This window comes from Prosthecobacter sp., assembly GCF_020439865.1.
Classification (GTDB): Bacteria; Verrucomicrobiota; Verrucomicrobiia; order Verrucomicrobiales; family Verrucomicrobiaceae; genus Prosthecobacter.
Genome location: NZ_JAGRPF010000147.1, coordinates 1 through 23,836, shown reverse-complemented (window position 1 = coordinate 23,836; position 23,836 = coordinate 1). Strand labels below are relative to the sequence as shown.

Annotated in this window: 21 protein-coding genes; 11 read left to right on the top strand and 10 right to left on the bottom strand. The window is 60.1% G+C overall.

What is annotated here, in order from left to right:
* Positions 1-3 precede the first annotated feature (3 nt).
* The 3 genes from argB to argF are packed head-to-tail and all read left to right on the top strand — an operon-like array spanning position 4 to position 3,011.
* Positions 4-861 (top strand): acetylglutamate kinase, encoded by an 858-nt coding sequence (gene argB, locus KDL09_RS18060; RefSeq protein WP_294388265.1) that lies wholly within the window; start codon positions 4-6, stop codon positions 859-861.
* Positions 862-867: 6 nt separating this feature from the next.
* On the top strand, positions 868-2,115 hold the full coding sequence (locus tag KDL09_RS18055) for an acetylornithine transaminase (protein ID WP_294388263.1): 1,248 nt from the start codon (positions 868-870) through the stop codon (positions 2,113-2,115).
* Positions 2,112-3,011 carry an ornithine carbamoyltransferase gene (argF, locus tag KDL09_RS18050; protein ID WP_294388261.1) on the top strand — a complete coding sequence of 300 codons (900 nt, stop codon included), beginning with the start codon at positions 2,112-2,114 and terminating at the stop codon, positions 3,009-3,011. Before KDL09_RS18055 ends, argF begins: the two co-directional genes overlap by 4 nt.
* A 7-nt stretch (positions 3,012-3,018) precedes the next feature.
* On the opposite strand, the gene KDL09_RS18045 is transcribed toward argF, so the two are convergent.
* Positions 3,019-3,780 (bottom strand): hypothetical protein, encoded by a 762-nt coding sequence (locus KDL09_RS18045; RefSeq protein ID WP_294388258.1) that lies wholly within the window; start codon positions 3,778-3,780, stop codon positions 3,019-3,021.
* A 167-nt stretch (positions 3,781-3,947) separates the two neighbouring features.
* Here KDL09_RS18045 and KDL09_RS18040 point away from each other — a divergent pair, with 167 nt between their 5' ends.
* Both KDL09_RS18040 and KDL09_RS18035 read left to right on the top strand, forming a co-directional pair.
* A complete protein-coding gene (locus KDL09_RS18040; RefSeq protein WP_294388257.1) occupies positions 3,948-4,799 on the top strand; it encodes a PEP-CTERM sorting domain-containing protein in 852 nt (283 codons plus the stop codon).
* A 14-nt stretch (positions 4,800-4,813) separates the two neighbouring features.
* Positions 4,814-5,605 carry a hypothetical protein gene (locus KDL09_RS18035; RefSeq protein WP_294388255.1) on the top strand — a complete coding sequence of 264 codons (792 nt, stop codon included), beginning with the start codon at positions 4,814-4,816 and terminating at the stop codon, positions 5,603-5,605.
* A gap of 146 nt (positions 5,606-5,751) precedes the next feature.
* Here KDL09_RS18035 and KDL09_RS18030 read toward each other — a convergent pair whose 3' ends face one another.
* Both KDL09_RS18030 and KDL09_RS18025 read right to left on the bottom strand, forming a co-directional pair.
* Complete coding sequence (locus KDL09_RS18030) at positions 5,752-7,533, bottom strand: serine/threonine-protein kinase (RefSeq protein ID WP_294388253.1); 1,782 nt, start codon at positions 7,531-7,533, stop codon at positions 5,752-5,754.
* Between the two features lie 104 nt (positions 7,534-7,637).
* Entirely contained in the window at positions 7,638-9,092 is a 1,455-nt protein-coding gene (locus tag KDL09_RS18025; RefSeq protein ID WP_294388250.1) for a hypothetical protein, read from the bottom strand.
* A gap of 113 nt (positions 9,093-9,205) precedes the next feature.
* On the opposite strand from KDL09_RS18025, the gene murI reads away from it, so the two are divergent.
* Positions 9,206-10,018 (top strand): glutamate racemase, encoded by an 813-nt coding sequence (gene murI / locus KDL09_RS18020; RefSeq protein WP_294388246.1) that lies wholly within the window; start codon positions 9,206-9,208, stop codon positions 10,016-10,018.
* Positions 10,019-10,075: 57 nt separating this feature from the next.
* A complete protein-coding gene (locus tag KDL09_RS18015) occupies positions 10,076-11,197 on the top strand; it encodes an LptF/LptG family permease (protein ID WP_294388243.1) in 1,122 nt (373 codons plus the stop codon).
* Between the two features lie 12 nt (positions 11,198-11,209).
* Here the strand turns inward: KDL09_RS18015 and KDL09_RS18010 are convergent, their stop codons facing one another.
* The 5 genes from KDL09_RS18010 to KDL09_RS17990 all read right to left on the bottom strand — a co-directional run bounded on the left by KDL09_RS18010 (position 11,210) and on the right by KDL09_RS17990 (position 17,660).
* The gene (locus KDL09_RS18010; RefSeq protein WP_294388242.1) at positions 11,210-12,505 is read right to left on the bottom strand and encodes an amidohydrolase; all 1,296 of its coding nucleotides are present in this window, start codon (positions 12,503-12,505) and stop codon (positions 11,210-11,212) included.
* A gap of 57 nt (positions 12,506-12,562) precedes the next feature.
* Complete coding sequence (locus KDL09_RS18005) at positions 12,563-14,332, bottom strand: 4Fe-4S binding protein (protein WP_294388239.1); 1,770 nt, start codon at positions 14,330-14,332, stop codon at positions 12,563-12,565.
* Entirely contained in the window at positions 14,329-15,558 is a 1,230-nt protein-coding gene (locus tag KDL09_RS18000) for an FMN-binding protein (protein WP_294388236.1), read from the bottom strand. The genes KDL09_RS18005 and KDL09_RS18000 overlap by 4 nt, the downstream gene beginning before the upstream one ends.
* A 3-nt stretch (positions 15,559-15,561) precedes the next feature.
* Positions 15,562-16,536 carry an FAD:protein FMN transferase gene (locus KDL09_RS17995; RefSeq protein WP_294388234.1) on the bottom strand — a complete coding sequence of 325 codons (975 nt, stop codon included), beginning with the start codon at positions 16,534-16,536 and terminating at the stop codon, positions 15,562-15,564.
* 80 nt (positions 16,537-16,616) lie between these two features.
* Complete coding sequence (locus KDL09_RS17990; protein ID WP_294388231.1) at positions 16,617-17,660, bottom strand: alpha/beta hydrolase; 1,044 nt, start codon at positions 17,658-17,660, stop codon at positions 16,617-16,619.
* A 60-nt stretch (positions 17,661-17,720) separates the two neighbouring features.
* Here KDL09_RS17990 and KDL09_RS17985 point away from each other — a divergent pair, with 60 nt between their 5' ends.
* Together KDL09_RS17985 and KDL09_RS17980 are read left to right on the top strand one after the other, a co-directional pair.
* Positions 17,721-19,175, top strand: coding sequence for a DUF1501 domain-containing protein (locus KDL09_RS17985; RefSeq protein ID WP_294388229.1), 1,455 nt, complete (start codon positions 17,721-17,723; stop codon positions 19,173-19,175).
* Positions 19,176-19,224: 49 nt separating this feature from the next.
* Positions 19,225-20,169 carry a TraB/GumN family protein gene (locus tag KDL09_RS17980; RefSeq protein WP_294388227.1) on the top strand — a complete coding sequence of 315 codons (945 nt, stop codon included), beginning with the start codon at positions 19,225-19,227 and terminating at the stop codon, positions 20,167-20,169.
* A 75-nt stretch (positions 20,170-20,244) separates the two neighbouring features.
* Here KDL09_RS17980 and KDL09_RS17975 read toward each other — a convergent pair whose 3' ends face one another.
* Entirely contained in the window at positions 20,245-21,216 is a 972-nt protein-coding gene (locus tag KDL09_RS17975) for a KpsF/GutQ family sugar-phosphate isomerase (protein ID WP_294388224.1), read from the bottom strand.
* 105 nt (positions 21,217-21,321) lie between these two features.
* Between KDL09_RS17975 and KDL09_RS17970 the strand changes: the two genes are divergently transcribed.
* Positions 21,322-22,344 (top strand): hypothetical protein, encoded by a 1,023-nt coding sequence (locus KDL09_RS17970; RefSeq protein WP_294388221.1) that lies wholly within the window; start codon positions 21,322-21,324, stop codon positions 22,342-22,344.
* A gap of 11 nt (positions 22,345-22,355) precedes the next feature.
* Here the strand turns inward: KDL09_RS17970 and KDL09_RS17965 are convergent, their stop codons facing one another.
* Entirely contained in the window at positions 22,356-22,592 is a 237-nt protein-coding gene (locus KDL09_RS17965; RefSeq protein ID WP_294388218.1) for a ferredoxin, read from the bottom strand.
* A gap of 170 nt (positions 22,593-22,762) precedes the next feature.
* Between KDL09_RS17965 and KDL09_RS17960 the strand changes: the two genes are divergently transcribed.
* Positions 22,763-23,836: hypothetical protein (locus KDL09_RS17960; protein WP_294388216.1), on the top strand; the 1,074-nt coding region annotated here is incomplete at its 3' end.

Below are 23,836 nucleotides of genomic sequence, written 5' to 3'. Positions count from 1 at the left end.
GCGATGAATCCTCTCGACGCCCAAATCACCAAATCCGCCGTACTTCTCGAAGCCCTGCCCTACATGCAGAGCTTCCGAGGCTGCACGTTTTTGATCAAGGTCGGCGGCAGCGCCATGGAAGATCCGGTGCAGGTGGATTCGTTCCTGCGTGACGTCGTGTTCCTCGAAGCCGTGGGCATCAACCCCGTCATCGTGCATGGCGGCGGCAAGGCAATCTCCAAGGCAATGAACGAGTCCGGCCTGCAGGCCAAGTTCATCAATGGCATGCGCGTCACTGACGACGAAACAATCAAGATCGTCGAGGAGACGCTCGCCCGCGTGATCAACCCGGAAATCGTGAACAAGATCAACGCCTTCGGCGGCAAGGCCGTCGGCATTCCCGGCACGGAAGTCTTTCTTGGCGACAAGATGAAGGGTGATCTCGGCTGGGTCGGCGAAGTGAATGACTGCCGGACCGGCTTGATCCAGGCCGCCGTGGCCGGTGAATTCGTGCCTGTCGTCTCCCCTGTCGCACGCGAACTCGCCTCCGGCAAAACGCTCAACGTGAACGCAGACCTCGCCGCGTGTGCGCTCGCGAAACGCCTCAAGGCCACGAAGCTCATCTTCCTCAGCGACGTGCGCGGCGTGATGCGTGATCCGAAGGATGACGCGACCCTCATCCCGAGCCTCGACGAAGCCAGCATCGCGAAACTGAAGACCGAAAACGTGATCAGCGGCGGTATGATTCCGAAGGTGGATTCATCGCTCGATTCGCTGCGCGGCGGCGTGGGCAAGGTGCATCTGATCGACGGCCGCCTGCCGCATGCGCTCATTCTCGAAATCTTCACCGACGGCGGCATCGGCACGGAAATCCATTTGTAACCGAGGATGAAGACGAGTGATCAACTGATGCAGGAGTACGTCCTGCCAAACTACGGCCGTTACAACGTCTGGCCCGTGCGTGGCGAAGGCCCGTATGTCTGGGACCGCGACGGGAAGAAGTATCTCGACTTCGCAGGCGGCGTCGCCGTCTGCCCGCTCGGCCATTGCCCGCCGACCGTCGTGAAAGCGATGACGGAACAGGCGAACACGCTCATTCACGTTTCGAACTGGTACTGCATCGACAAGCAGGCCGAACTCGCACGCATTCTCGTCGAGGAATGCGTCGGCATCGCCGGCAAGTGCTTCTTCTGCAACAGTGGCGCGGAGGCGAACGAAGGCCTGCTCAAGCTCGCCCGCAAATACGGCCAGCAGACCGGCGGCCGCTACGAGATCATCACTTTCAGCGGCTCGTTCCACGGCCGCACGTTTGGTGCGATGACCGCAACGGCGCAGGAAAAGATTCACGGCGGCTTCGGTCCGTTGCCTCCAGGGTTTGTCTATTCGACCTTCAACGACGTCGCCGCGCTGGAAGCCGCGATCACGGACAAAACCGTCGCCATCCTCCTGGAGCCTATTCAAGGCGAGAGCGGCGTGAATCCCGCCACGCCCGAGTTCCTGCGTGCTGCGCAGCGTTTGTGCCGCGAAAAGAATCTGCTGCTGTTGCTCGACGAAGTGCAGGTCGGCTTTGGCCGTGCCGGCGAGATGGCTGGATGGCGCAGCATCATTCCCGGTGACGAAATCCAGCCCGACGGCATCAGTTGGGCCAAGGCAATCGGCAGCGGCTTCCCGCTCGGCTCGTTCTGGGTCAACGATCGTCGCGATCTCAGCAAGACGCTCGGCCCCGGCACGCACGGCACCACGTATGGCGGCTCGCCGCTCGCCAGCGCGGTCGGCATCGCCACACTGCGCACGATTTTGGATGAAAACCTCTGCGACAACGCCAAGGAACGCGGCGCGGCGATTTCCACCGCTGCGCGCACGTGGAATCACCCGCTGATCAAAGAAATCCGCCAGCTCGGCCTCTTCATCGGCTGGGAACTCAATGCCGAAGCCTTCAAATCGAAGGCCGGTGACAAACCTGCCTCCATCTTCCTCGCGCAGAAGCTGCTCGACGCCGGCATGATGGTCACCCCCGCCGGTCCAAACGTCGTCCGCTGGCTCTCGCCGCTGAACATCACCGAGGCGCATGTCGCCGAAGGCCTGACCCTCTTCAAGAGCGTGCTCGACCAGCTCGCGTCATCCGCCAACTCATGAACCACCTCCTTTCAATCGAAGAACTGACTCAGGAACAAATCGAGAAGCTTGTCGATCTGGCCTGCGTGCTGAAAAAAGATCGCAAGGCTTCGCCGCAGGTGCTCACCGGCCAGCAATGGGCCCTCATTTTCAGCAAGTCCTCGACACGCACGCGTGTGAGTTTTGAAGTCGGCATCCGTGAGCTGGGCGGCCAGGTGATGTTTCTCTCCAGCGCAGACATCCAGCTCGGCCGTGGTGAACCGATCAAGGACACCGCCCGCGTGATGGGCCGCATGATTCACGGCGCGGTCATCCGCACCTTCGCACAGCAGGACGTGGTGGACTTCGCGCAATACAGCGGCATTCCCACCATCAACGCGCTCACCGACGACGAGCATCCCTGCCAGGTGCTGGCCGACTTGCAGACGATCAAGGAACGTCTTGGCGGCTGGCAAGGCAAACGCGTGTGCTTCCTCGGCGACGGCGACTGCAACATGGCCCGTTCCTGGATCTGGGCGTCCGTCCATCTCGGATTCGAGCTCGTCATCGGTGCTCCGAAAGCCTTCCAGCCGCAGGAGAGCTTCATGCGCAACGTGCCGTCGAAGACCATCCGAATCGTCGATGACCCCGTCGAGGCCGCGAAAGGCTGCGACGTGCTCTACACCGACGTCTGGGTCAGCATGGGCAAGGAAGCCGAAAGCTCCGACCGCATCGAAATCCTGAAGCCCTGGCAGATCAACGACGCGCTGCTTAAGCGCGCCAACCCCGGCGCCCTCGTGATGCACTGCCTCCCCGCCTATCGTGGCAAGGAAATCACCGAAGAAGTCATGGAAGCCCACGCCGATCTGATCTTCGACCAGGCCGAAAATCGTCTGCATGCGCAGAAGGCGGTAATCGTGGAGATTACGCGGAAATAAGGGATGCTCAGTCCCCACGAAGCACCCTGGAGAGCCACGACAGTTCCTCGTCCAATTCCTCCGGAGTTTCGACCGTTAGCGCGACTTCCTCACGTAGCATTTTGCCGAATCGACGGCGCAGGCGAAAGACTTGGAGACGCAGGGCGGCTTCGGAAACGTTGAGCTGTGTGGAAAGCTCACGGTAAGGTGTGGCCTGTTCATCCAGGGAAAGACACCCGTGCAGGAGCTCAAAAATTTCGGCTCGCTTTGTCCGAGTATAATGCGCACGAAGCCTCTCACGCACGCGGTCGATCAATTCGCGTGCCCACGCCGCCAGATAGAGCGATTCTGGATCACGGTGATCGATGAGATCGCGCTCATAGCGCTCCTCCGATGTGTGGCATTGCAACGGCAGCACGATGGCGCGCCCGCCGCGTTTTTCGGCATTTTCACGTCTCAGATGATCCGTTAGGTGGCGGCTCAGGGCGCCGAGGAGGAACGAGCGCAGACGCCCGCGGGTTTGATCGGCATTTTTGACGAGACCTTCTGTGACGGCACGCAGGAAGAAGCTCTGGGTGATGTCCTGCGCATCCGGCCGTGGAAAGCCGCGACAGCGCAGGTAGGCATAGATGGGATACCAGTAACGGCTGCACAGCTCATTGAGCGCCCGGGCCGCTTCAGCGCCATCTTTCTGCGCTTGAAGCACCAGACTCCATTGTGTGGTGGGAAAGGCGACTCCCAGCAGCGTGTCACGGCTACGAGGGTCATCACTGGTGGGGGTGGGTGGCATGAAGGGGCGCGCGACCAGAGTCTGGGAGATTTATTTCACGGCAAGTGAAACACGGCCGGAATTCTTTCGAGAGATTGACGGGCGGGAGTTGCCGATCAGCACCCCCAAACCGCCACAAATACATCGGTGTCCACATTAAAAAAAGCTTGTTAAACACGCGTCCAATTATGATCATCCCCCCCATGAAGGCGATAAATACTCGTCTGCTGGCTGTTGCGGGCCTGTTTTTGCTCGCACCTGCGGCGCCGAGTCATGCCGCAAACGTGGTGGTGGATTTCGCCGCGAGTTACAATGATCCGACCCCGGTGCCGTTCTCGAGCAACAACGACCCGGCCGAGGTCACCCAGGCAACCGGGCCGCTGAGCGGGTCTTTGTCCCAATACACCACGACGGCCACCGCCACGGCAGACTTTGGCAGTTTGCTGGTTTCCAGCATCACCAATACGACGATCGGTGACGCGTCAGCCAGCACTTCAGCCAAGGCAGGCTGGGTGGACTCGCTCACCATCGTGGGAGGATCAGGTCTCGGATCACTGAAGCTCTATTTTTCCCTTTCGGGATCGCTGGCCGCCGCAAACGGCGGTGACTCCTCGAATGCCCAGGCCAATTATGTTCTCAGTGGCGCCGTGAACGGGAATTCATTCAGCCGCTTCGGTCAGGAGATCTCCAGTCCTGCCTCCTCGGGTTTCCTCGGTGACGCAATGACCGACTTCAACGTCTCCGGTCTAAACTTCACGTTTGGCACGCCCTTCGATCTCAATTTCAGCTTGGAAGCCTACAGCAGCTATTCTGGCAGCGTGGCAGCATCCAGCGGCTCCGCGAGTGCCAGCAATCTCCAACTCACGCTCACCGGCATCGAGGTCTATGACCAGTTCAACGGACTCGTCAGTTCGCCAGGTATCGGCAGCGATTCGGGCATCGCCTATGGTGTGCCCGAGCCATCGCGGGTTCTGCTGCTGGCATCTGGTACGACCTCGCTGCTGTTCCGTCGTCGCAAAGCATCCGCACCTACGACCTGAACCATCTCCTCTCTATGAAAACCCAGCCCAGCCTCCTCATACCCCTCATTCTGACAGTTGCGTTAGCGCTCTCAGAACTGGCCGCTTCTGCCGCCGTCTTCACCTACAACTTTGAGAGCCTTACTAGTGGCAACAATCTCGCAGGACAGGACAACTGGACGGGATTGGGAGGTGATGCCTTCATCGTCAGCACCGGCAGCGGCACTAACACCAGCACTGTTGTCGGCACGGCAGGGAGCACAGGCAGTAATTTTGCCGGACGCAGCAACGATGGTACCTTCTCCTTCGGTAGCCTTTCAGGGGTGACCTCGCTCACACTGGGCTTTGACACCCGTTACGTAGACGGCGGCAACGGTGGCGTGAACAACCAGTCGCTCTTCTACCTCAACTCCTCTCCCATTGCCTCGACGCAGTCGGCTTTCTTCGGCTTGAATGGCAATGGTCTGGTCATCAACGGCTCGGGACCGGTCCTTCCGGGCACGCTGAACTTCGACGACTGGATCAGCTTGCAACTGGTGATGGATCTTACCGCCAACGGCGGAGATGGCAGCGGCAGCCTGTTCTACAAGAATCTCACCGATGGGGATCTCGGCTACTCGGCGGTCTCCGGTCTTCAAGACATCAACTTGAATCTTACCTCAGGTCAAGACCCTACCCAGTGGAACCGCATGATGCTGCGCACCGGCCTTTACGAGGGCAACAAGATCGACAATCTTTACATCGAGACCACCGCAGCACCCGAGCCCTCCCGCACCCTGCTCGCCGCGCTCGGCATCTGCGGGATCATCCTGCGCCGCAAACGCTGACCTAATCGAGCCGCGGTATCCGTGTAATCCGATGCTGCCACTGGCAAACGGGCTAAAAAGACTGCCCCCATCCTCGACTGGGAATGGAAACCGGTCGTGACATTCACAGCGAGATCAGAGCCGGCCATCTGCTTTGACTGCTGACGCTACGGGGTCTTGGCATCGCCGAGCGCGCGATATTCGATCTTGTCGATCAGCCCGCCGGTGACCTGCAGCTTGCCATCGGGGAAAGTGCCATCCTGAACGGAGCCGCGCGTCTCTCCGTCCACCAGGAGTGTGAGAACATCGCCCTGTGCGCGAAACTCAAAAACATGCCTGACGCCTTGGTCGTAACCGGGAGACTCAGCGTAGTCGGCGAGCGTGGTCTTCTGTCCGTCGATCGCTCGAACGATTTTTGCCCTGCCATTATTCCAGAGGTTCGCCTCATAGAAATTGCCGCCCGCTTTTTGACTGCGCTGTATGATGTTGATCGCTGCGCCACCACCATGACGGCCCGTGTAGCGCACTGCTACGTTGGCTCTTCCTTCGACAGGAAGTTTTGATCCCAAGTACACCCCGCTAGGCCCCACAAAGCGCCAGGCATTTCCTTCCTGCTTCAGCGGTCCTGTGGTGCCATCGGCCTGAGAAGCCAGAAACTCGGCGAGGCCGTCGATCCAGCCGTCACTCGATGCGGCAATGGTGCTCGCGGAAGGAGCGGGTTTCGGTGCCTGAGTCGAAACGGGTGTTGGATTGGGCTTGGGTGCCTCGGCCGTTTTGGCAGGAGGTTTTGAAGCCTGCGAAGCAAACGCAGTGTCAGGCTTGGGCTTGCCTCCGCTGAGCATGAACGCGATCCCGCCGACCACAAGGAGTACGGCCGTGATGCCGAGCCACAGACCCGGCGGCGACTTCCTGGCAGGAGCGCTCACATTTCTGTCCGCTGCATGGTCTGTGCTCCCCTGCGGAGGCTTTGGCCCTCTTGTGCCGGGTTTCACCGCAACGGCAGAACGTTTGCCCGGCGTCTGGTCCACGGCCTGCTGCGGCACGGCGGCGACAGCCTTGGAAGCATCCTGTTTGATGTGCGGCGTGCTCAGGATCACGTCGAGTGCACGGCGCAGATCCATCGCCGTCTGGTAGCGCGACTCACGATCTGTCTGCATCGCCTTGCTGATGATGGCGTCGAAGCGCGGATCGGTCTCGCCATTGGTGCGGATGTTCGGCATCTGAAACAGGCCGCGCGGAACTTCGCCGGTGAGCATCTGATACAGCATGACCCCCACGGCATACAGGTCGGCACGTCCGTCGATGCTGCTGCCCATGATGAGCGCCTCGGGCGAGACGTAGTCCGGTGTGCCCATGGCGTAGCCCGTTTTTGTCAAACCGCTCTGGGTGGGGTCGTCGATCTTGGCCAGACCGAAGTCGGCCACCTTGATCTGCCCCTGCATGTTGATGAGGATGTTCGCGGGCTTGATGTCGCGATGCACCACGCCGTTCGCATGCGCGTAGCCCAGCGCATCACAGACATGGGCCGTGATGGCCAGCGCATAGTCCTGCGGCAGCTTGCCGCTGGACTGGATCATCTTCGCCACATCGGTGCCGTCCACATACTCCATGATGAAGTAGAGTTGGCCCTCCGCCGTCTCGCCGAAATCATACACGCTGACGATGCCGGGATGATTCAGCTTCGCCATCGTGCGCGCCTCGTTCTGAAAGCGCTCCACAAATTTCGCGTCGTCATTGTCCAGCCCCGGCGGGAGGATTTTGATGGCCACGACACGGTCGAGCGACTTCTGCCGACCTTTGTAAACCGCCCCCATGCCGCCATGACCGAGCATCGAAACAATCTCGTATTGCGGCAGCAGAGCCTGCAGTTCTTCGACCGTGGGAGGAGTCCAGCCACCACCGGGCTTTGAACCGGCATGAGAGGATGAAGGGCGTGAATCAGTGCTCATGCGTTGCTCGGTTTCTCGATTAAATACTAGCGCGGTCTCCGCCCCGCTGGCGATGGAAATCTGCGTAAGAGGTGCTTGATGTTTCAGAATACACGCGATGCGTTTTATCTAGGGTTTCCGAGCCGGCGGGCGAGTTCCTGGCTCTCCGCAGCCAGTTTGGCCAGAGGCACCTTGAACGGCTTCCCGGCACGAGTCAGCAGCACATCCTCGCCATCCAGACGGACAAATTGCGCCTCGATCTCCCGCCCATCAGTGCTTTTCCAACGCTGGGCTGGAATGGTCCCGGGCGCGCTGAAGCGCAGTCCGGCGGCACCCCATTTGTCCAGCTTCAGCATCAGGATGCCGGTGCTGCTGTCCTGACTGCTCTCATCAAAAACAGACGTGATCTCACAGCCCTTGGGAAAGCCCTTCACCTCGATGACGAGCGTGCTGGCGGTGTCGTTCGTGAGAAAGAGGTAACGTGAGGTGCCGTAGGCCAGTTCAGCACTGGAGAAGGCGGGAAACTTTTCCGTCAGCTTGCGGCGGTCCTTGGCGGAGATGTCAGCGGCCTCTAGGCCGCGTGCCTTGCCGAGCAGAAGCTCCACAGCGGGCGGTCCGGCTGTTTGCGTGAGCACGAGCGACTTTCTCGGTTCGCCAAACAGGAAAACCTGACCAAGGGCTTTCGACCCGGTGAGTTCCTTCGCCACAGTCGAGTACGCGGTCATCCACGCCTCATGCGTCTTCGCCACTTCCGGCCGTTTGAAGAGCGAATAAACCACCACGCCCTTGCAGCCGTTGATCAGTCCAGCATAAACGTCGTGCCGTGCCCATATGGGAATGAGCGGCTCGTCAGCAGGCTCGGGATCGACGATCAGTTCCGGCATCACGAGAGCGAGACCATTCTTCCGTCCCAGCTTTTTCAGCGCTGCAGTTTCCTGCTCCGCCGACCATCGGATCCACACACGGTCGTCTTTAAATCCAGCTAAGTTGGCGTAGAACCCCTTGCCCACGATGTCCTGGTGCTTTCCCGTGAGAGCGAGCGCGTTTGCATCACGATCATTGGGCTCATACATCCACATCGGCCGTTGCTGTGGGTCGGCTGACAGGGCTTTCTTCGCCGCTTCCAGGTAATCCATCTCCGATGGGATCCAGTAACGCAGTTCCTCCGGCGTCACATACCACCAGCACACAGCCGGGTCGGTCATCGCTGCGGCGGCCTGCTTCGAGATCGCCTCGCGCACGGCATCCGGCTTCATCTGCACCGGCTGCGAGCCGTTTTTGCCGAGAAAATTCATCTCCAATCCCACTTTGAAGATAAACGGCAGACCGGCGGCCTTTGCCTCCGCCAGCGCCTCCATCTGGCGTGCCTCATCACCATAAACCGGACCGTGGACGGTGTAACCATTCTCCCTCTGCCACTTCGCATTTCCCGAAAAGCCGATAAACGGAAACACACGTCCGCTTGGAAAAACCTTGTCCGCGGGCAGTGCTTCCGGCGGAGGTGCAGGTGGCACGAAAAAAGCCTGAGCATGCAACAACGAAGCGCTGGCGAAAAAGGCCATGAAGAATGAAGCGTGCATGAGAGGGCGTGGCTGCCATCTTTTTCGTAATCGAACCGATTTCGTTTCACTCAGGAGTAAAAAAGCTGCTTGGCAGTCCCTGAACATGCCGCCATTCATCCCACTTCCCATCCATGAGCACCACCGTCACCGCCAACAGTCCCCTCGGCGTCTTTGACTCCGGCGTGGGTGGTTTGACGGTCGTGCGGGCGCTGCGGGATTTGCTGCCGAATGAGTCCATCGTCTATCTCGGCGACACGGCACGCGTGCCGTATGGTTCGAAGTCGCCGGACACGATCCGGCGCTTCTCGATGGAGGACACGCAGTTCCTCGTCTCGCACGGCGTGAAGGCGGTCGTCGTGGCGTGCAACACGGCCACGGCGCATGCGCTGCCGCTCTTGCAGGCCACGTTTCGCGTGCCGGTGATCGGCGTGCTTGGACCTGGCGTCGAAGCGACGCTGTCAGAACCGAGCTGCGAACGCGTGGGCATCATCGGCACCGCCGGCACGATTCGCAGCCATGCGTACCAGCATGAGATCGCGATGCGCCGTCCCGACGTGATGATCGAGGCGAAGGCGACGCCGCTGCTGGTTCCTTTTGTGGAGGAAGGCTGGATCGATCATCCGGCGCTCAAATCCGTGCTGCGCGACTATTTGAAACCGCTGCTCGACAAGGGCATCGACACGCTGGTGCTGGCCTGCACACACTACCCGCTGCTCATTCCCGTGCTGAAACGCATGCTCGGCCACAAGGTTCGCCTCGTGGACTCCGCCAGCACCTGTGCAGCTCATGTGAAGGCGCAGTTGGAAGAAAGCCGCCTTCTGCGCACGACCAAGTCGAAACCAACGCTCGACGTCTATCTCACCGACCATTCCGAACAGGCCGAGAACCTCGCCCGACGCTTCCTCGGCACCGATTTCGGCAAGGTGAAGAAGGCGGTGGTGTGAAGCCTTATGGCAATCTCAAATTGCCCGACGGAGACATCTCGCTAGCCTCGCGATCACATGTTTCCCCGCATTTTTGACCGCTACCTCGGCCGCCAGGTTGGATCAGCCACGCTGATCGGCGTGGCCCTGCTCAGCGGCGTGATGGTACTCGGGAATGTGTACAAGAAACTCGATGAACTGCTCGGCAACACCGAGCTCCCCATCTCGGTGGTGCTTGAGTTTGTGATGCTGGTCATTCCGTTCTCGCTCATCTTCACCATTCCCTGGGCCTTCCTGACCGGCATCCTGCTCGTCTTTGGCCGGCTCTCGGCTGACAACGAACTGGTCTCTCTCCGAATGACCGGCATGTCGATGCCGCGAATCTGCGCCCCCGTTTTCGTCCTGGCCCTGGTCCTCAGCGGCCTCTGCCTGTGGGTGAACGTGAGTCTGGCGCCTGCGGCCAAGAACCGCATGAAACGGCTGTTTTATGAAGTGGCCGTGCAGAATCCCGAGTCGCTTTTTCAGGAAGGCCAGGTGCTGGAGCGCGTGCCAGGATACCGCATCTACACCAGCAAACGGGATGACAAGGTGTTGACCGACCTGCACATCATCACAATCAAAAATGCCGAGGCCCAGACCTACGTTCACGCCAGGAAGGCCACCCTGCACACCACCCCTGGTTCGATCGACCTGGTGCTGCAGATGGAGGGCATGACGGAGGAGTCTGTCCCATCCGGCCCCCAGAGCAAACCGGGCGGGTTTGCCACGTCGGAATCCTGGCTGAAACTTCCTCTCTCTGACATGCAGGAGGACGCCGTGCGTGTGAATGCGAGTATGAAGACCACCAGCGCCCTGGAGACGGAAGTAAGCACCTGGAAAGACACATTTACCGGCGAGCCGCTCACAGAAGTGACCCGTTCGCTCTCGCGCACCGAGCTCAACAAGCGATACAGCTTCTCGCTTGCCTGCTTCACCTTTGCCCTGGTCGGCATACCACTGGGCGTCACGGCACAGCGCCGCGAAACCTCATCCGGATTCGCGTTGAGCCTCATCACGGCCACGGTGTACATTGTTTTCATCATTCTGGCGGACACGCTCAATGACAAGCCGGCGGCCATGCCGCATCTCATCATGTGGCTGCCGAACGTGATCTTCCTAGGCATCGGCGGCTGGCTGTTTTACAAGCTGAGCCGGAAGTAGCAGCAGAAACGGTCACTTCATGAGGCCGATCACAGCCGATGCCATCGCTTTCACGCCGGTCTCGATCGTGGGTTCCGGCACCGGTTTGAAGAACGGCGAGTGGAGCGAGGGCAGCGTGGTGCCCTTCGCCGCAGCTTCGGCCACCACCTCAGGAGGCTGTGTGCCGAGCCAGAACATGCACAACGGCACTTTCTCCTTCGTGAGGCCGTACTCAGAGAAATCCTCCGCACCCATCACGGGCTCGCGTGTGAGCACATTGTTCGCACCGATCGCTGCACCGATGCGTTTCCGCACCTCTGCGCACAGGTCGGGCTGATTGTAGAGCGCGTTGGCGCTGTCGTCGGAGACGATGACCTCGGGAATTTTGTCGGCAGGCATGTTGGCAGACTCCGCCTGCGCTTTTACGATGCGTTTGATGGATTCAATGAGGTGTTTGCGCGTTTCGGTCTTGTAGCTGCGCAGCGTGAGCTGCAGACGAACTTCGTCGGGAATGATGTTGCTCTTGGTCCCGCCATGAATGCTGCCGACCGTCACCACGGCTGGATCGCCCGGCTTGACCTCCCGGCTGACGATGGTTTGCAGCGCCAGCACTATCTGCGAGGCGAGCACGATGGGATCCTTGCTCAGGTGTGGCATCGACCCGTGTCCGCCGACGCCTTTGACGACGATTTCGACGCTGTCTACATTCGCCAGCGCAAAGCCTTCGACGATGCCCACCTGACCATGCGCCATGTCAGACGAGCAATGCAGCGCGATGGCCTTCTGCGGCGTCGGAAACTTGGAAAACAGCCCGGCACGCAGCATGAAACGCGCTCCCAGCACACGCTCCTCCGCCGGCTGACCAATCATGACGACCGTGCCCTTCCACTGATCCTTCAGTTTCGCCAAAACACGCGCTGTGCCGATGAAACTGGTCATGTGGATGTCGTGGCCGCAGGCGTGCATGACATTCACCTCACGCCCGAGATCATCCTTCACAATCTTCGTGCTCGCGTAAGATGCGCCCGTCTGCTCCTTCACGGGCAGAGCATCCAGATCGGTGCGCACGAGGATCACGGGGCCCTCGCCATTCTTCAAAACGCCGACGATGCCGTGGCCGCCCACTTTTTCCACGACCTCCAGACCGGCCTCGCGCAGTTCTTTGGCCACGCGGGCCGCCGTTTCGGTCTCATGCAGCGAAAGCTCGGGATTCGCATGCAGTTCCTTGTAGAGCACGACAAGCGACGGCAGTTCGGCTTTCGTGAGTGAAGCCACATCAGCGGCGACAAGAGATGCAGGAACAAGAAGCGAGACGAGGAGCGATTTCATAAAGCGATTACGAGGCAACACGCCAAGTTTCGACAATCAGGCTTCATTCGCCATTCGTCATTCTGATTTCGTCATTACCCCACGGTCTTCTTTGCCCGCACCAGCAGAAATCACGATGGCAGATTGTTTCAGCAAGCCCTTTTCGAGGACATTGATGCCGAAACAACGCGTCTGGCACAAACCGCAGCCAACACACTTGTCGGCAAGAACGACGGGCGCCACGAAGCCGGTGCCTTCGACAGGATCGCCATTCACGTCGGTTTTCGTGTGGACCTGAATGAACTCGATGGCGTTGTAGCCCGCTGCGGCGCAATCATCGACGCAAAGCTGGCACGCCTCTTTGCCAGCATGCGGCAGACAGGTTTGCAAATTCACCTCCGCCAAAGCCATGCGTGTCATCTTTTTCACCTCGAGCGGCAACGGTTGAATCGCTCCCGTTGGGCAAACCTGGCCGCAGGCGTTGCAACTCGACTCACAGCCGGCCCAGTCAGCCTTCACCATCGGCGTCCACAGACCTTCAAAACCCTGCTCGAATCCCTCGGCATGCAGCACGTTGTTCGGGCAGGCCTTGAAGCACTCGCCACAACGGATGCACATCTGCAAGAATTCCTTCTCCGACACGCTGCCCGGTGGCCGCACCGGGCGAAATGCCTGCGGATTGTCCAAATCGGCTCCCCACAGGCTTGTCGCAGCTTTCGCGGTCACACCGCCTGTCACAGCGAGCGCACTGCCGGTGGCGAGTGAAACAAAACCGCGTCGGCCGATCGGCGTCTCGTGCGTGGGTGGGTCGTTTTCCTTTTTCAGACTCATCACGTCCCAGCGGTCGACGAACTTGATCGAGAGCGTCGGACACACGCCGCCGCAGGTCTGGCAAAGCGTGCAGTCGGTGGTGCGCGTCGTGAAGTCCGGCTTGATCGCGTCGAAGGGGCAGATGTCCACGCACTTGCGGCATTTGATGCACGAGTCCTCGACCTTGCGCTCGCTCACGCGGAACAGATTCGCGACGGAAAACACCGCGCCGCTCGGGCAGACGTATTTACACCAGAACCGCGGCCGCAGCAGCCCTAGCGCCAGCACACCGACGAACAGCAGCAACGAAATCACATGGCCGATGTGAAATGGCACAACTAGATGCCAGCCCCGCAGAAAACCCGTCTGCACCGGTTCGCCGAGAAACAAAAGACCGCGCGTGATCACGGGAATGGCAGAGAAAAAGCCGCTGATCAGCACGCCGAACGCCGCGGCGATCAGCGTGCCGAGCAGGATGTAGTATTTGATGTGAACCCACCACCCGTCCTTGGCGACGCGAAAACGCTTCACTCGTCGGCCGACCACCCAGTCGAACAAATCAATCAGTGTTCCCAGCGGACACAAATAACCGCAAAATCCACGCGGGATGAAAATGCACACGAGCAGGATGATTCCGGCGCTCACCAGCGAGTAAACCCAGCTCCGTGATGCGATCGACGTGCTCAAACTCACGAGCGGATCGATACGCAGGAACAAATCCGCCGGAACAACCTCCTTCTTCACCAAATCGTCCGCGTAGTGCGATGGCCATGGCTTTTCTCCCGCCAGCAACGCATCCAGCGCTGCCTCGGTGGCCGGAGTTTCTGCCGTAGAAGCAGGTCTGGCGGTGTAAGGCCAGCAGATGTAAAAAAACGACACCAGAAACGTGATAAAGCACACCGTCTGGATCACGCGTCGCAACGGCGCTGAAGCCATCGACGGCCCGATGCGCTCCAACACTCGCCGAATCTTCCCCGGCGGATTGCGATCCGCCTTGTTCGCCCGCTTGAGCGTGGGGAGATAGTGGTCGATCCTCATTTGGCGCCTTGGGCGAGCGCTTTCGCGGTGGCGTTGATGATGGCTTCGCCGGTAATCGTGGCGCGACTGGTCGCATCCACACCTTTTACGCTTTGTTTGGCGATGATCTGCGCCGGGACGTCCGTGATCGAGGAATAGTACTGCTTCTCCCGATGCTTGGTGACCTTTACGTCCTCGATCTTTTTCCCACGAACAGTAACGCTGACCTCCACCTGCGCCTCGTAGCCGAGACTGCTGGCCTTGTAAGTGCCGTCGGCCACTTTTGACACATCGGCGAGTTCAAACAGCTTGATGGCATCCAGGTTAGCCTGCGCGCGGTTTTGAGTGCGCTTGAGGCGGTTGGGGTTCTGCCCGTCACCGGGCGTGTCGACGACCTTTTCGTAAAACGCCTGCGCCTCCGTCAACCGTCCCGCCAGACGGCACGCATCGCCGCCGAGGAGCCAGGCGTCGTGGTCGTCGTAATACTCCGCCATTTTCACGGCGCGGTCGGTTTCCCCCATGTCTCCGAGAAGCTTGATGGCATCGAGGTAGACGAGTTCCGTCTGGTTCATGAAATCGAGCGCCATCTGCTTGCTGCCGAGCCGCCAGTAGCACTCGGCAAGATGGAATGCGGGGCCGTCGTCGATGGTGGTGCCCGCCTGCTGCCACCACCACGCCGCACGGGCGTAGTCCTGGAAGAAACGGAAGTACATGTTCGCCATCTCGTTTTGCGCCCGCTTCTGAATGGTGGGATCACTCTTGTTCACGTCGAGTACGTGTCCGACAAACTTGGTTCCCTCACGCCAGCGGCTGGAGTTGGGATTGATGATGTCCCAGATGAACTGGCCGACGTTAACCTGGTTGTTCCACTTGTTGCCCTGTGCTGGCGGCGCCCAGGAGAGGTCGAGCGTCTTCGGGTAGTTGAGCTTGGTTGATTTGAACCAGTCAGGGTCTGTGGGACCGACTTTCGCGATGAGCGCCTGCACTTCCGCCGGAGTAAGCGTGGTCGACTTTTGTTCGGCGAGAACGGTTCGTGTGCCGTTGACCGTGATGGCCTTCACGCTGGCGTAAGGCACGGTGCGCTTTGTGACGGTGCCGCCGAGGTTGAACTCGACGGTGAGTTGCTTCGCCTCGGCATTGTTTTCGAGAACCTTGCCCTCGACCTTGTTGCCGTTGGCCAGCTCAATGGTGTCCGCGTGAGCCAGTGCGATCGCAGCGAGGAAAATCAGGATGCGTGACGTCACCATAAGTCATGCGGCGAGGGTGAAGCCTGCGGTGGCCATGCGACGACCGTCTTTGAGAATGAGCAGCGCATCCGTGTTCGTGTAGTGGCGCAGGAACTCCATCCCGCGCTTCGCACCCAGTACAAACAGCGCGGTGGAGAGCGCGTCTGCCGCCATCGCGGTCAGTGCGAGCACAGAGACGCTTGCCAGTTCACCCGGCGATTCGCCAGATCGCGGATCAAGGATGTGATGACGACTAAAATCGTCGCTAAACGCCGTCTCGTAATCACCCGAGGTGGCGAGACAGCGGTTTTCGAGCCGCGTGAGGGCCGCGAAGGCATCACGTTCCCGTGGATGCTGGATGCCGATGCTCCACGGTGCGTTTTCCGCGTTGTTGCCATGCGCGCTGAACTCGCCCGCGTCGATCAGCGCATTCTCAATGCCATGCGCCCGCATCACACGCATCGCCGCATCAGCAGCGAAGCCTTGCGCGATGCCATTCAGCGTGATCGCCATGCCGGGAGCAAGTTTGATGCGCTTCTCTTCCAACTCGAGCTTCCGCCAGTCCACGAGCGCGAGCGTGGCCGCATCCGGTTGCGCACCCTTTAGCGCCCAAAGCGGCTGCACGGTCACATCGAAGGCACCACCGGACTTTTTCGCCACCTCGGCCGCAAAACGGAGCACCTCGACGAGCAAGGCGTCCGGGTTTTCGAGCAAACCGTCGCGATTCAACCGCGAAATCTGGCTCTCCGACCGGTAAAGGCTCATCACGCTCTCGATGCGCTCCAGTTCCGCAAAGGCCGCGCCGAGGGCTGCATTGGCCGTGGGCTCGTCCGTGTGCACCGCCGTCATTGTTACCTTCGCGCCAAGCGCTTTGGAGGACTGGGAGAACTTCCGCATACCGCTTTGGCGGGAACAACTGGTCACCCACGCCCCGCATGTCCCGGCGGCTAGGGCGAAGAAACGGCGGCGGTTGTTCGGGGAGGGCTTCTGAGAGTTCATGGATGGGTTCGGGAGAGTTTGGGGATAACGCATACTATCCTCCACAGCTTATGCGAAAGCGTCGCTGAGATGTCATCTCATCAGTGAGCTCGATCCTTGGACTGTCCCTGGAGGAGAAGTTCGCGCTCGGCTTCGAGTTCCAACTGTTCTCTTTTCAGGTTAGCCAGCAGATTCTTGTCTTGCTCAGTCAATTTCGCTTTCGATCCAACGTAGCGATCAAACTGAGCTTTGCGCTGTGCGATCGCCTCATTGAGTCGCTCAATGGTCGGCAGCCATCCCATCTCGGCCATCCATTCCGTGCAGCGCTGCGGCCAATCGTTGATGGGGTTTCCAGCCTTGCGCATGCCAAAACCGTGACCGCCTTTGGTGAAGAGGTGGAGTTCGCAAGGGATGCCGCGTTTCTTGTATTCGAGGTAGAGCATTGCGGAGGCGATGGGGTTCTGACCGTCGTCATGGGCACAGGCGATGAACATGGGTGGCGCATCGGCAGGCACGGAGAAGCCCTCCTTGAACTTCGTCGGCTCTTTGAAGTCCACAAAACCGCCACCGTAGATCATGATGCCGAACGTGGGGAGGCTGAATTTGATGTCAGTCGCTTTGGCAGGCTCACTGAGCCAGTCACGATCACAGGCGAGATGCGCAAGCAAGTTGCCACCGGCGCTGAAGCCGAGCAGGCCCACTCGAGCCGGATTGAGTCCCCACTCTTCCGAGTGCTTACGGACGAGCAAGATCGCACGAGCGGCATCTTGAACGGGCTTTTCGTGCGGAGCGGTTTCGTCGCGGGTTGGCGTGCGGTATTTGAGCAGGATGCCGGTGACGCCAATCGTGTTGAGCCATTCGCAGACCTGTGTGCCTTCGTGAACGGCGGAGAGGAAGACGTAGGCGCCGCCGGGCGCGACGATGACGCTGGTGCCGTTGGGTTTTTCGGGGCGATACACCGTGATCGTGGGATCGGTGATGTCGGTGATCGTGCTTTTGCCGGCCTTGGTGCGCAGGAATTCGTCTGTAGCCTTGGAGTGCGGCTGCATCTGGCCAGGAGCGCCGTCGGGCCAGAGCTTCAACTCGATGGGATCAGCGGCAGCGAGGGGCAACGCGGTGAGGAAGATGAAGTACACAGCTTTCATGAGATGCGGCGGATGATGATGGAAAGGCGCGGGTTTGTCACTCGTAGAGATGAGCGCTCCATGGATCCGCTTGAAGCCAGCCACCTGCATCTGACCCGCCGTTCCCTGTTTGGGAAAGCGGCCATGGGCCTGGGTGGTGCGGCGCTGGGATCGCTGCTGACACGCGACGGGTTCGCGACTCAGATGCCGGATGCGATGGCTCCGGCGCTGCCGCATTTCGCGGCGAAGGCAAAACGCGTGATCTATCTGCTACAGAACGGCGCGCCGTCGCATGTCGATTTGTTCGACTGGAAGCCGATGCTCAAAAAGATGCACGGCACGCAGATTCCGGACAGCATCGTGGGCGGGAAGCGCTTCAGCACGATGACCGGCGGTCAGACGGAACGGCCGGTGCTCGGCGAGATCACGAAGTTCGCCCGTCATGGTCGCAGCGGCGCGACGGTGAGCGATTTCATGCCGCACATCGCGGGGATCGCAGACGATCTGTGCTTCATCAAGTCGATGCACACGACGCAGGTGAATCACGCACCGGCGATCACGTTCTTCATGACGGGCAGCGAGCAGGCGGGGCGTCCGGCGATCGGTTCGTGGCTGAGCTACGGTCTAGGCAGCGACTGCGACGATCTGCCGGCCTTTGTGGTTATGACGTCACGCGACAAGGAGGCAAGCTGCGGCCAGATCTTTTATGACTTCTACTGGGGCAGCGGCTTTCTGCCGTCGAAGTATCAGGGCGTGAAGTTCCGCGGCAGCGGTGATCCGGTTTTGTATCTGAGCAATCCAGACGGCATGAGCCGCGAGGTGAAGCGCACGATCCTCGACGGCATCGCGGGCCTGAACGAGATGAAGCTGAAGGACTACGGCGATCCGGAGATCGCCACGCGCATCGCGCAATACGAGATGGCCTACAAGATGCAGGCCAGCGTGCCGGAACTGACGGATTTCTCCAACGAGCCGAAGCACATCCTCGACATGTACGGCCCGGACGTGATGCGGCAGGGCAGCTACGCCTATAACTGCCTCATGGCTCGCCGACTCGCCGAACGCGGCGTGCGTTTCGTTCAACTCATGCACGCGGGCTGGGACCAGCATCGCAATCTGAATACGCAGCTCAAGATTCAGGCCACCGACACCGATGCGCCAAGCGCCGCGCTGGTGAAGGACTTGAAGCAACGCGGCCTGCTGGAAGACACGCTGGTGATCTGGGGCGGTGAATTTGGCCGCACACCGTTCCTGCAGGGCAAGATCGAGGATACAAAGCAGTGGGGCCGCGATCATCATCCGTATGTGTTCACGATCTGGATGGCCGGCGGCGGTGTGAAACCAGGCATGACCTACGGCGAGAGCGACGAGTTCGGCTTCAACGTGGCGAAGGACGGCGTCCACGTTCACGATTTCCAGGCGACGCTGATGCACCTGCTCGGAATCGACCATGAACGGTTCACGTTCCGGTTCCAAGGCCGGCAGTTCCGCCTGACGGACGTGCATGGGAGTGTGGTGAAACCGGTGCTGGCCTAGAACTAGATGGCGGTTGCATACCGGTGCCGCCGCGTGTTTGAATCGACCGATGCTGTTTCTCCGACTCGCCCTCGTCCTCTCGCTATGCGCCTGCGCAGTGGCGTGCGAGCGCACCCAGGAGAAGACGGCGAAGAAGCCGGATGCGGCGGCGTTTGTCGCTGATGGCGGCGGAGACGGCAGCGTGTGGGTCGTGGACGGGCCAAACGGCGGCCGGCTCTTTCTCTGTGGGACGATTCACATCCTGCGTGATGAGGACTACCCCCTGGCCCCGGCCTACGAGGCGGCCTACATGTACTCGAACAAGCTGGTGCTTGAGCTCCCTCCCGGCGCGGCGTCAGGACCAGAGCTGACGAGCCGGATGTCGCAGCTCGGCATGTATTCAGCGGATGCCTCGCTGGAAAAGAACGTGAGCCCGGAGACATGGGCGGCCGTGCAGAAGTGGTCCGAGAAGCACGGGCTGGAGCGGTCGTCGATGAACCGGTTCCGCCCCTGGTTCGTGGCGCTCATGATCACCTCGATGGAATACGCGGCGCTGGGGGCGAATCCGGACAAGGGCGTAGATTCGTATTTCGAAGACCGCGCCAAAAAGGACGGGAAGCCTGCCGAGGGGCTCGAAACCGTGGAGTTTCAGATCCAGCTGTTTGCGTCTCTGAGCGACAAGCAGCAGCGTGAGCTTCTGGAGCAGACGCTGGGCGAGATCAGCTCCGTGGAGGCCGAGTTCAAGAAGATGATCAAGGCCTGGAAGAACGGCGATCTGGACGAACTCAAGGAGATGCTCTTTCGCGAGGCGGAGAAGTATCCCGACCTGATGGACCTCTTCCTCACCGCCCGCAACCTCAGGTGGATGGACCGTCTCGAACAGATGCTCAAGCAGGGCGAGAAGGTGATGGTTCTCGTGGGCACGGGGCACCTGACTTCCGACACCGGATTGATCGAGCTGATGCGCAAGCGCGGCTATCGCGTGCGGCATTATCGTGAAGTGACGGACTTCTGAAGTTCCAAGTTTAAGCGTTAAAGTTTCAAGCTGGTCAGGTTTGCCTCTTGAAACCTGTCACTTGAAACTTTGAACTCAAACAAGCCGCAGCCGTGTGAGGTCCTGTGTATCGACCATGCCGACTGGCCTGCCGGCGTCGTCAATGACGACGAGATCATCGACGCGGCATTTTTCCAGCGTGGCGAGGACTTCCGCAGCAAGCTTGTCGGCCTGAATGCTGATCGGGCTCGGGGTCATGAATTCGTGCACCGGCCTGTCCGCGATGGCGTTGTCCTTCTGGAAAGCACGGACGAAGTCACCGTGGGTGAACACTCCGGCGAGGGTGCCGTCTGGATTCACCACCACTGCGGCGCCGCTGCGCGCCTTCGTCATGGCCTGGAGGGCCTCGCGCACCTGCGTCTCCGGCTTGATCATCGCGAGCTGCTCACCGCTGCGCATGACGTCACTGACACGTGTGAGCAGGGCGCGTCCCAGCGAACCGCCGGGATGCAGTTTGGCGAAGTCCTCGGACTGAAACCCCCGTGCTTCGAGCAGGGCCATGGCCAGCGCATCGCAGAGCACCAGCATCGTCGTCGTACTGGAGGTGGGGGCCAGGTTCAGCGGACAGGCCTCCTGGGTAACGTGCACATCGAGCACGACATCGGCGTTCTTGGCCAGCGTGGACTGCAGCCCGCCGGTGATGGCGATGATCGGGATGCCGAAGCGTTTCACGTGCGGCAGCAGATTGAGCAGTTCGGAAGTCTCCCCGCTGTAGCTCAGCATGATGGCGACATCGCCTGGACCGACGACTCCGAGATCGCCGTGCAGGGCGTCGCCCACATCGAGCAGCACGGTCACGGCCCCGGTGCTGTTGAGCGTGGCGGCGAGCTTGCGGCCGATGTTGCCGCTCTTGCCCACGCCGCAGACGATCAGTTTGCCTCGGCTGCGAACGCCGGTGAGCAGCAGGTCGATGCCCCGGGCGAAACTCTCGTCAATGCGCGCATGCAGCCGCTGCAACTCATCGATTTCGAGCTGGATGACGCGACGGGCTTTTTCCGGGTAATTCATGGGTGGCCGGGAACGTAGGCGGCGCACGAGTTGCGGCAACCAAGTGCTTGAGTCTGAAGAAAATCCCGGCCAAAGTGACTCCTCCCGCCAATTGACTCTCCGCCAATGACTTCCGGTTCCATCGGTTCCCACCGCGCCTTCATGGGTGTCTGCATCACCCTGTGCCTCTGCCTGGTGCTGACTCTCCTCGTGGGGTGGAGGTGGTACTTTGAAAGCCTCTCCAAACGACATACCCTGATCGAGCTGGCCGAAAAAAATGAGAAACGCGACCAGGAGTTGGGAAACCTGGGCCTCTCGCTCCAGGCGGGGAAGACCGAGGTGCCGCCTGCATCCGTGCTCCCCAAGGTGACGGCACCAGAAACAGCGACGGCTTCTGCCATCACCTCCTCCCCTCCTTCAGGCAGCGTTTCCACGGAACCGCCTCCGAATATCTCCCATCCTGCCGAGTCCAGAATCAAAGTGCTGTCCCTGGATGAATCAGGGGAAGATGTGGTTCAAGCCCTGGCACTGCTGGACCGCTATTGGCAAACCGAAAATTGGAAAGATCGCGTGCCTCTGGTGGCCCATTCGGAACGTGTCGCCGCTTTGATGAAGGATTTTTATGAGACCCAGGGAGGTCAGGATCCGGAGCCCGGAGGCTTGGTGAGCAAGGCACGTTACCAGATCGACGACACGGAGATTCTCTACTTCAGCTACACCAGCAACCGCCCGACCGGCTCGCTCGAAGTGGCCATGCTGCGCGGTCCGGACCAGAAGTTTCTGATCGATTGGGAAAGCCTCATTGGCTACGGCGAGATGTCCTTCCGGGATTTTCGCGCCAAGCGTCCCACCGAACCGGTGACCATGCGGGCCTACGTGAGATTGTTCGAGTATTACAATTACGAGTTCTCAGACTCCAAAAAGTACCTCTGCATCAAGCTGACTTCGGAAAACGGGGAAAGCTCGGTCTATGCCTACTGTGACCAGCGCACCGAACTGGCCCGCTGGCTCGACCGGGATCTCGCCGCCACAGGTCCCTCCGGTTTCAAAGGGTACACGATGCTCGTCTCCTTCCCGCCGGACGCCCAGTCCAACCAGTGCGTGATTTTGAACCGGGTGATCGCTCCCCGCTGGCTCACGCTTCGCTAAAAAGGACTCGTTTACTCTTCGCCGTCGCGGCCGATCGCCTCCACCGGGCAGCCGGTGAGGGCTTCTTCGCAAAGCGCACGCTCATCATCCGACTCAGGCTGCTTGTAGAGGAAGGAATGACCGCCGTCATCGTCACGCTTGAAGTTCGCCGGTGCGGTTTCGCGGCACAGGTCGCAGTCGATGCACTGATCATCGACATAGTAGGCTCCGGGTGCGTTTTGGGCGTATTTGTTTGCTGCGTCGGCCATGGGGGTCTGGGGAAGTGAGGGCCGCGATTGTAGTTCCCGGCCCCTAGGTTTCAAACGGTTTTTTGGCGGGCTGGGCCAGCCCGGACATCTGATTGACAGAGTCTTTACAATAAAAGCTCGCCTCTGCCGTGATGCTCGCCGCATCATCCTTCCAATCTCTGCCATTGGCCATGAAAACACTCGCCCTTGCCCTTCTGCTGCCCCTCGCAGCCCTCGCCGAAAACGAAATCGGCTTCATCGAGCGCTTCGCTCTCGCCGCCGACCGGGAAAAAGCCCTCGGTGAGCTCGTTCCCGGTTCTGAGGAGTATTACTTTTTCCACGCCCTGCATTATCAGAACATCCGCGACACCGCGAAACTCAACGATATCCTCAACCAATGGCGTCAGCGTGTGCCGAACGAAAACGGGTCACGCCGCGTCATCCTGAACCGCGAAGCCATCACCAACTATGAGCGTGATCCGCAGGCGACGCTCAAATACCTCATCGAACGCCTCGGTGTCCGCCACGACCACCAGCAGGAGGTGCGCGACCAGAAGCCCGACCTGCCCACCAGCCTCGATCAGGCCCGCATCGCCCGAGATGTCTTTCTTGAAGACGCACTCAACAATGACCGCGGCCTGCAAAGCCTCTCCCAAGACGCCCTCGCCGCGCTTATCCGCGATCAGGTGCCCCTCACGCCGGATCAACGCCGCGCCGTGCTGCAAAAGCTGCAACGCCCCGATGTGCCCAATCTCGTCGCTGCTCTGAATGCCGACTTCAAAGCGGAGCCGAGCATCGGATTCGGCGATCTGCCGATTCATCGCCAGCTTTTGATCTCGCAGCTTGATGAACTGAAGGCCGACCACGGCAGGAGCACCAGCTTCATCTACACCTACCTGCGCAAACTGGCCCCCAGCGCCGATGTGAACCTCGAATACGATGAAGCGGAGCGCGAGGCCTGGCTCGACCGCGTGTGGGCCTTCGCGCAGGACGTCTCATCGCACAAAACCATCAAATCGCGCATCCTGTATCTCCGCCTCGATCACGATCGCAAAAAAGGCGTCTATGACCGCGAGCGCTTCCTCACCTACCTGAAACTCCCGCGCCGCCTGCCCTACATCAACGAGGAGTTCCTGCGCACCTACAACTCCGACTGGTGTGATCTCACTGCCGACCTGAGCGATCCGTTGCTCAACTCGCCACCGATCCAAAACGACGAAGAGCTCGTCCGCGACTACTTCCTCCACCTCTTCGCCAAAGCTGCC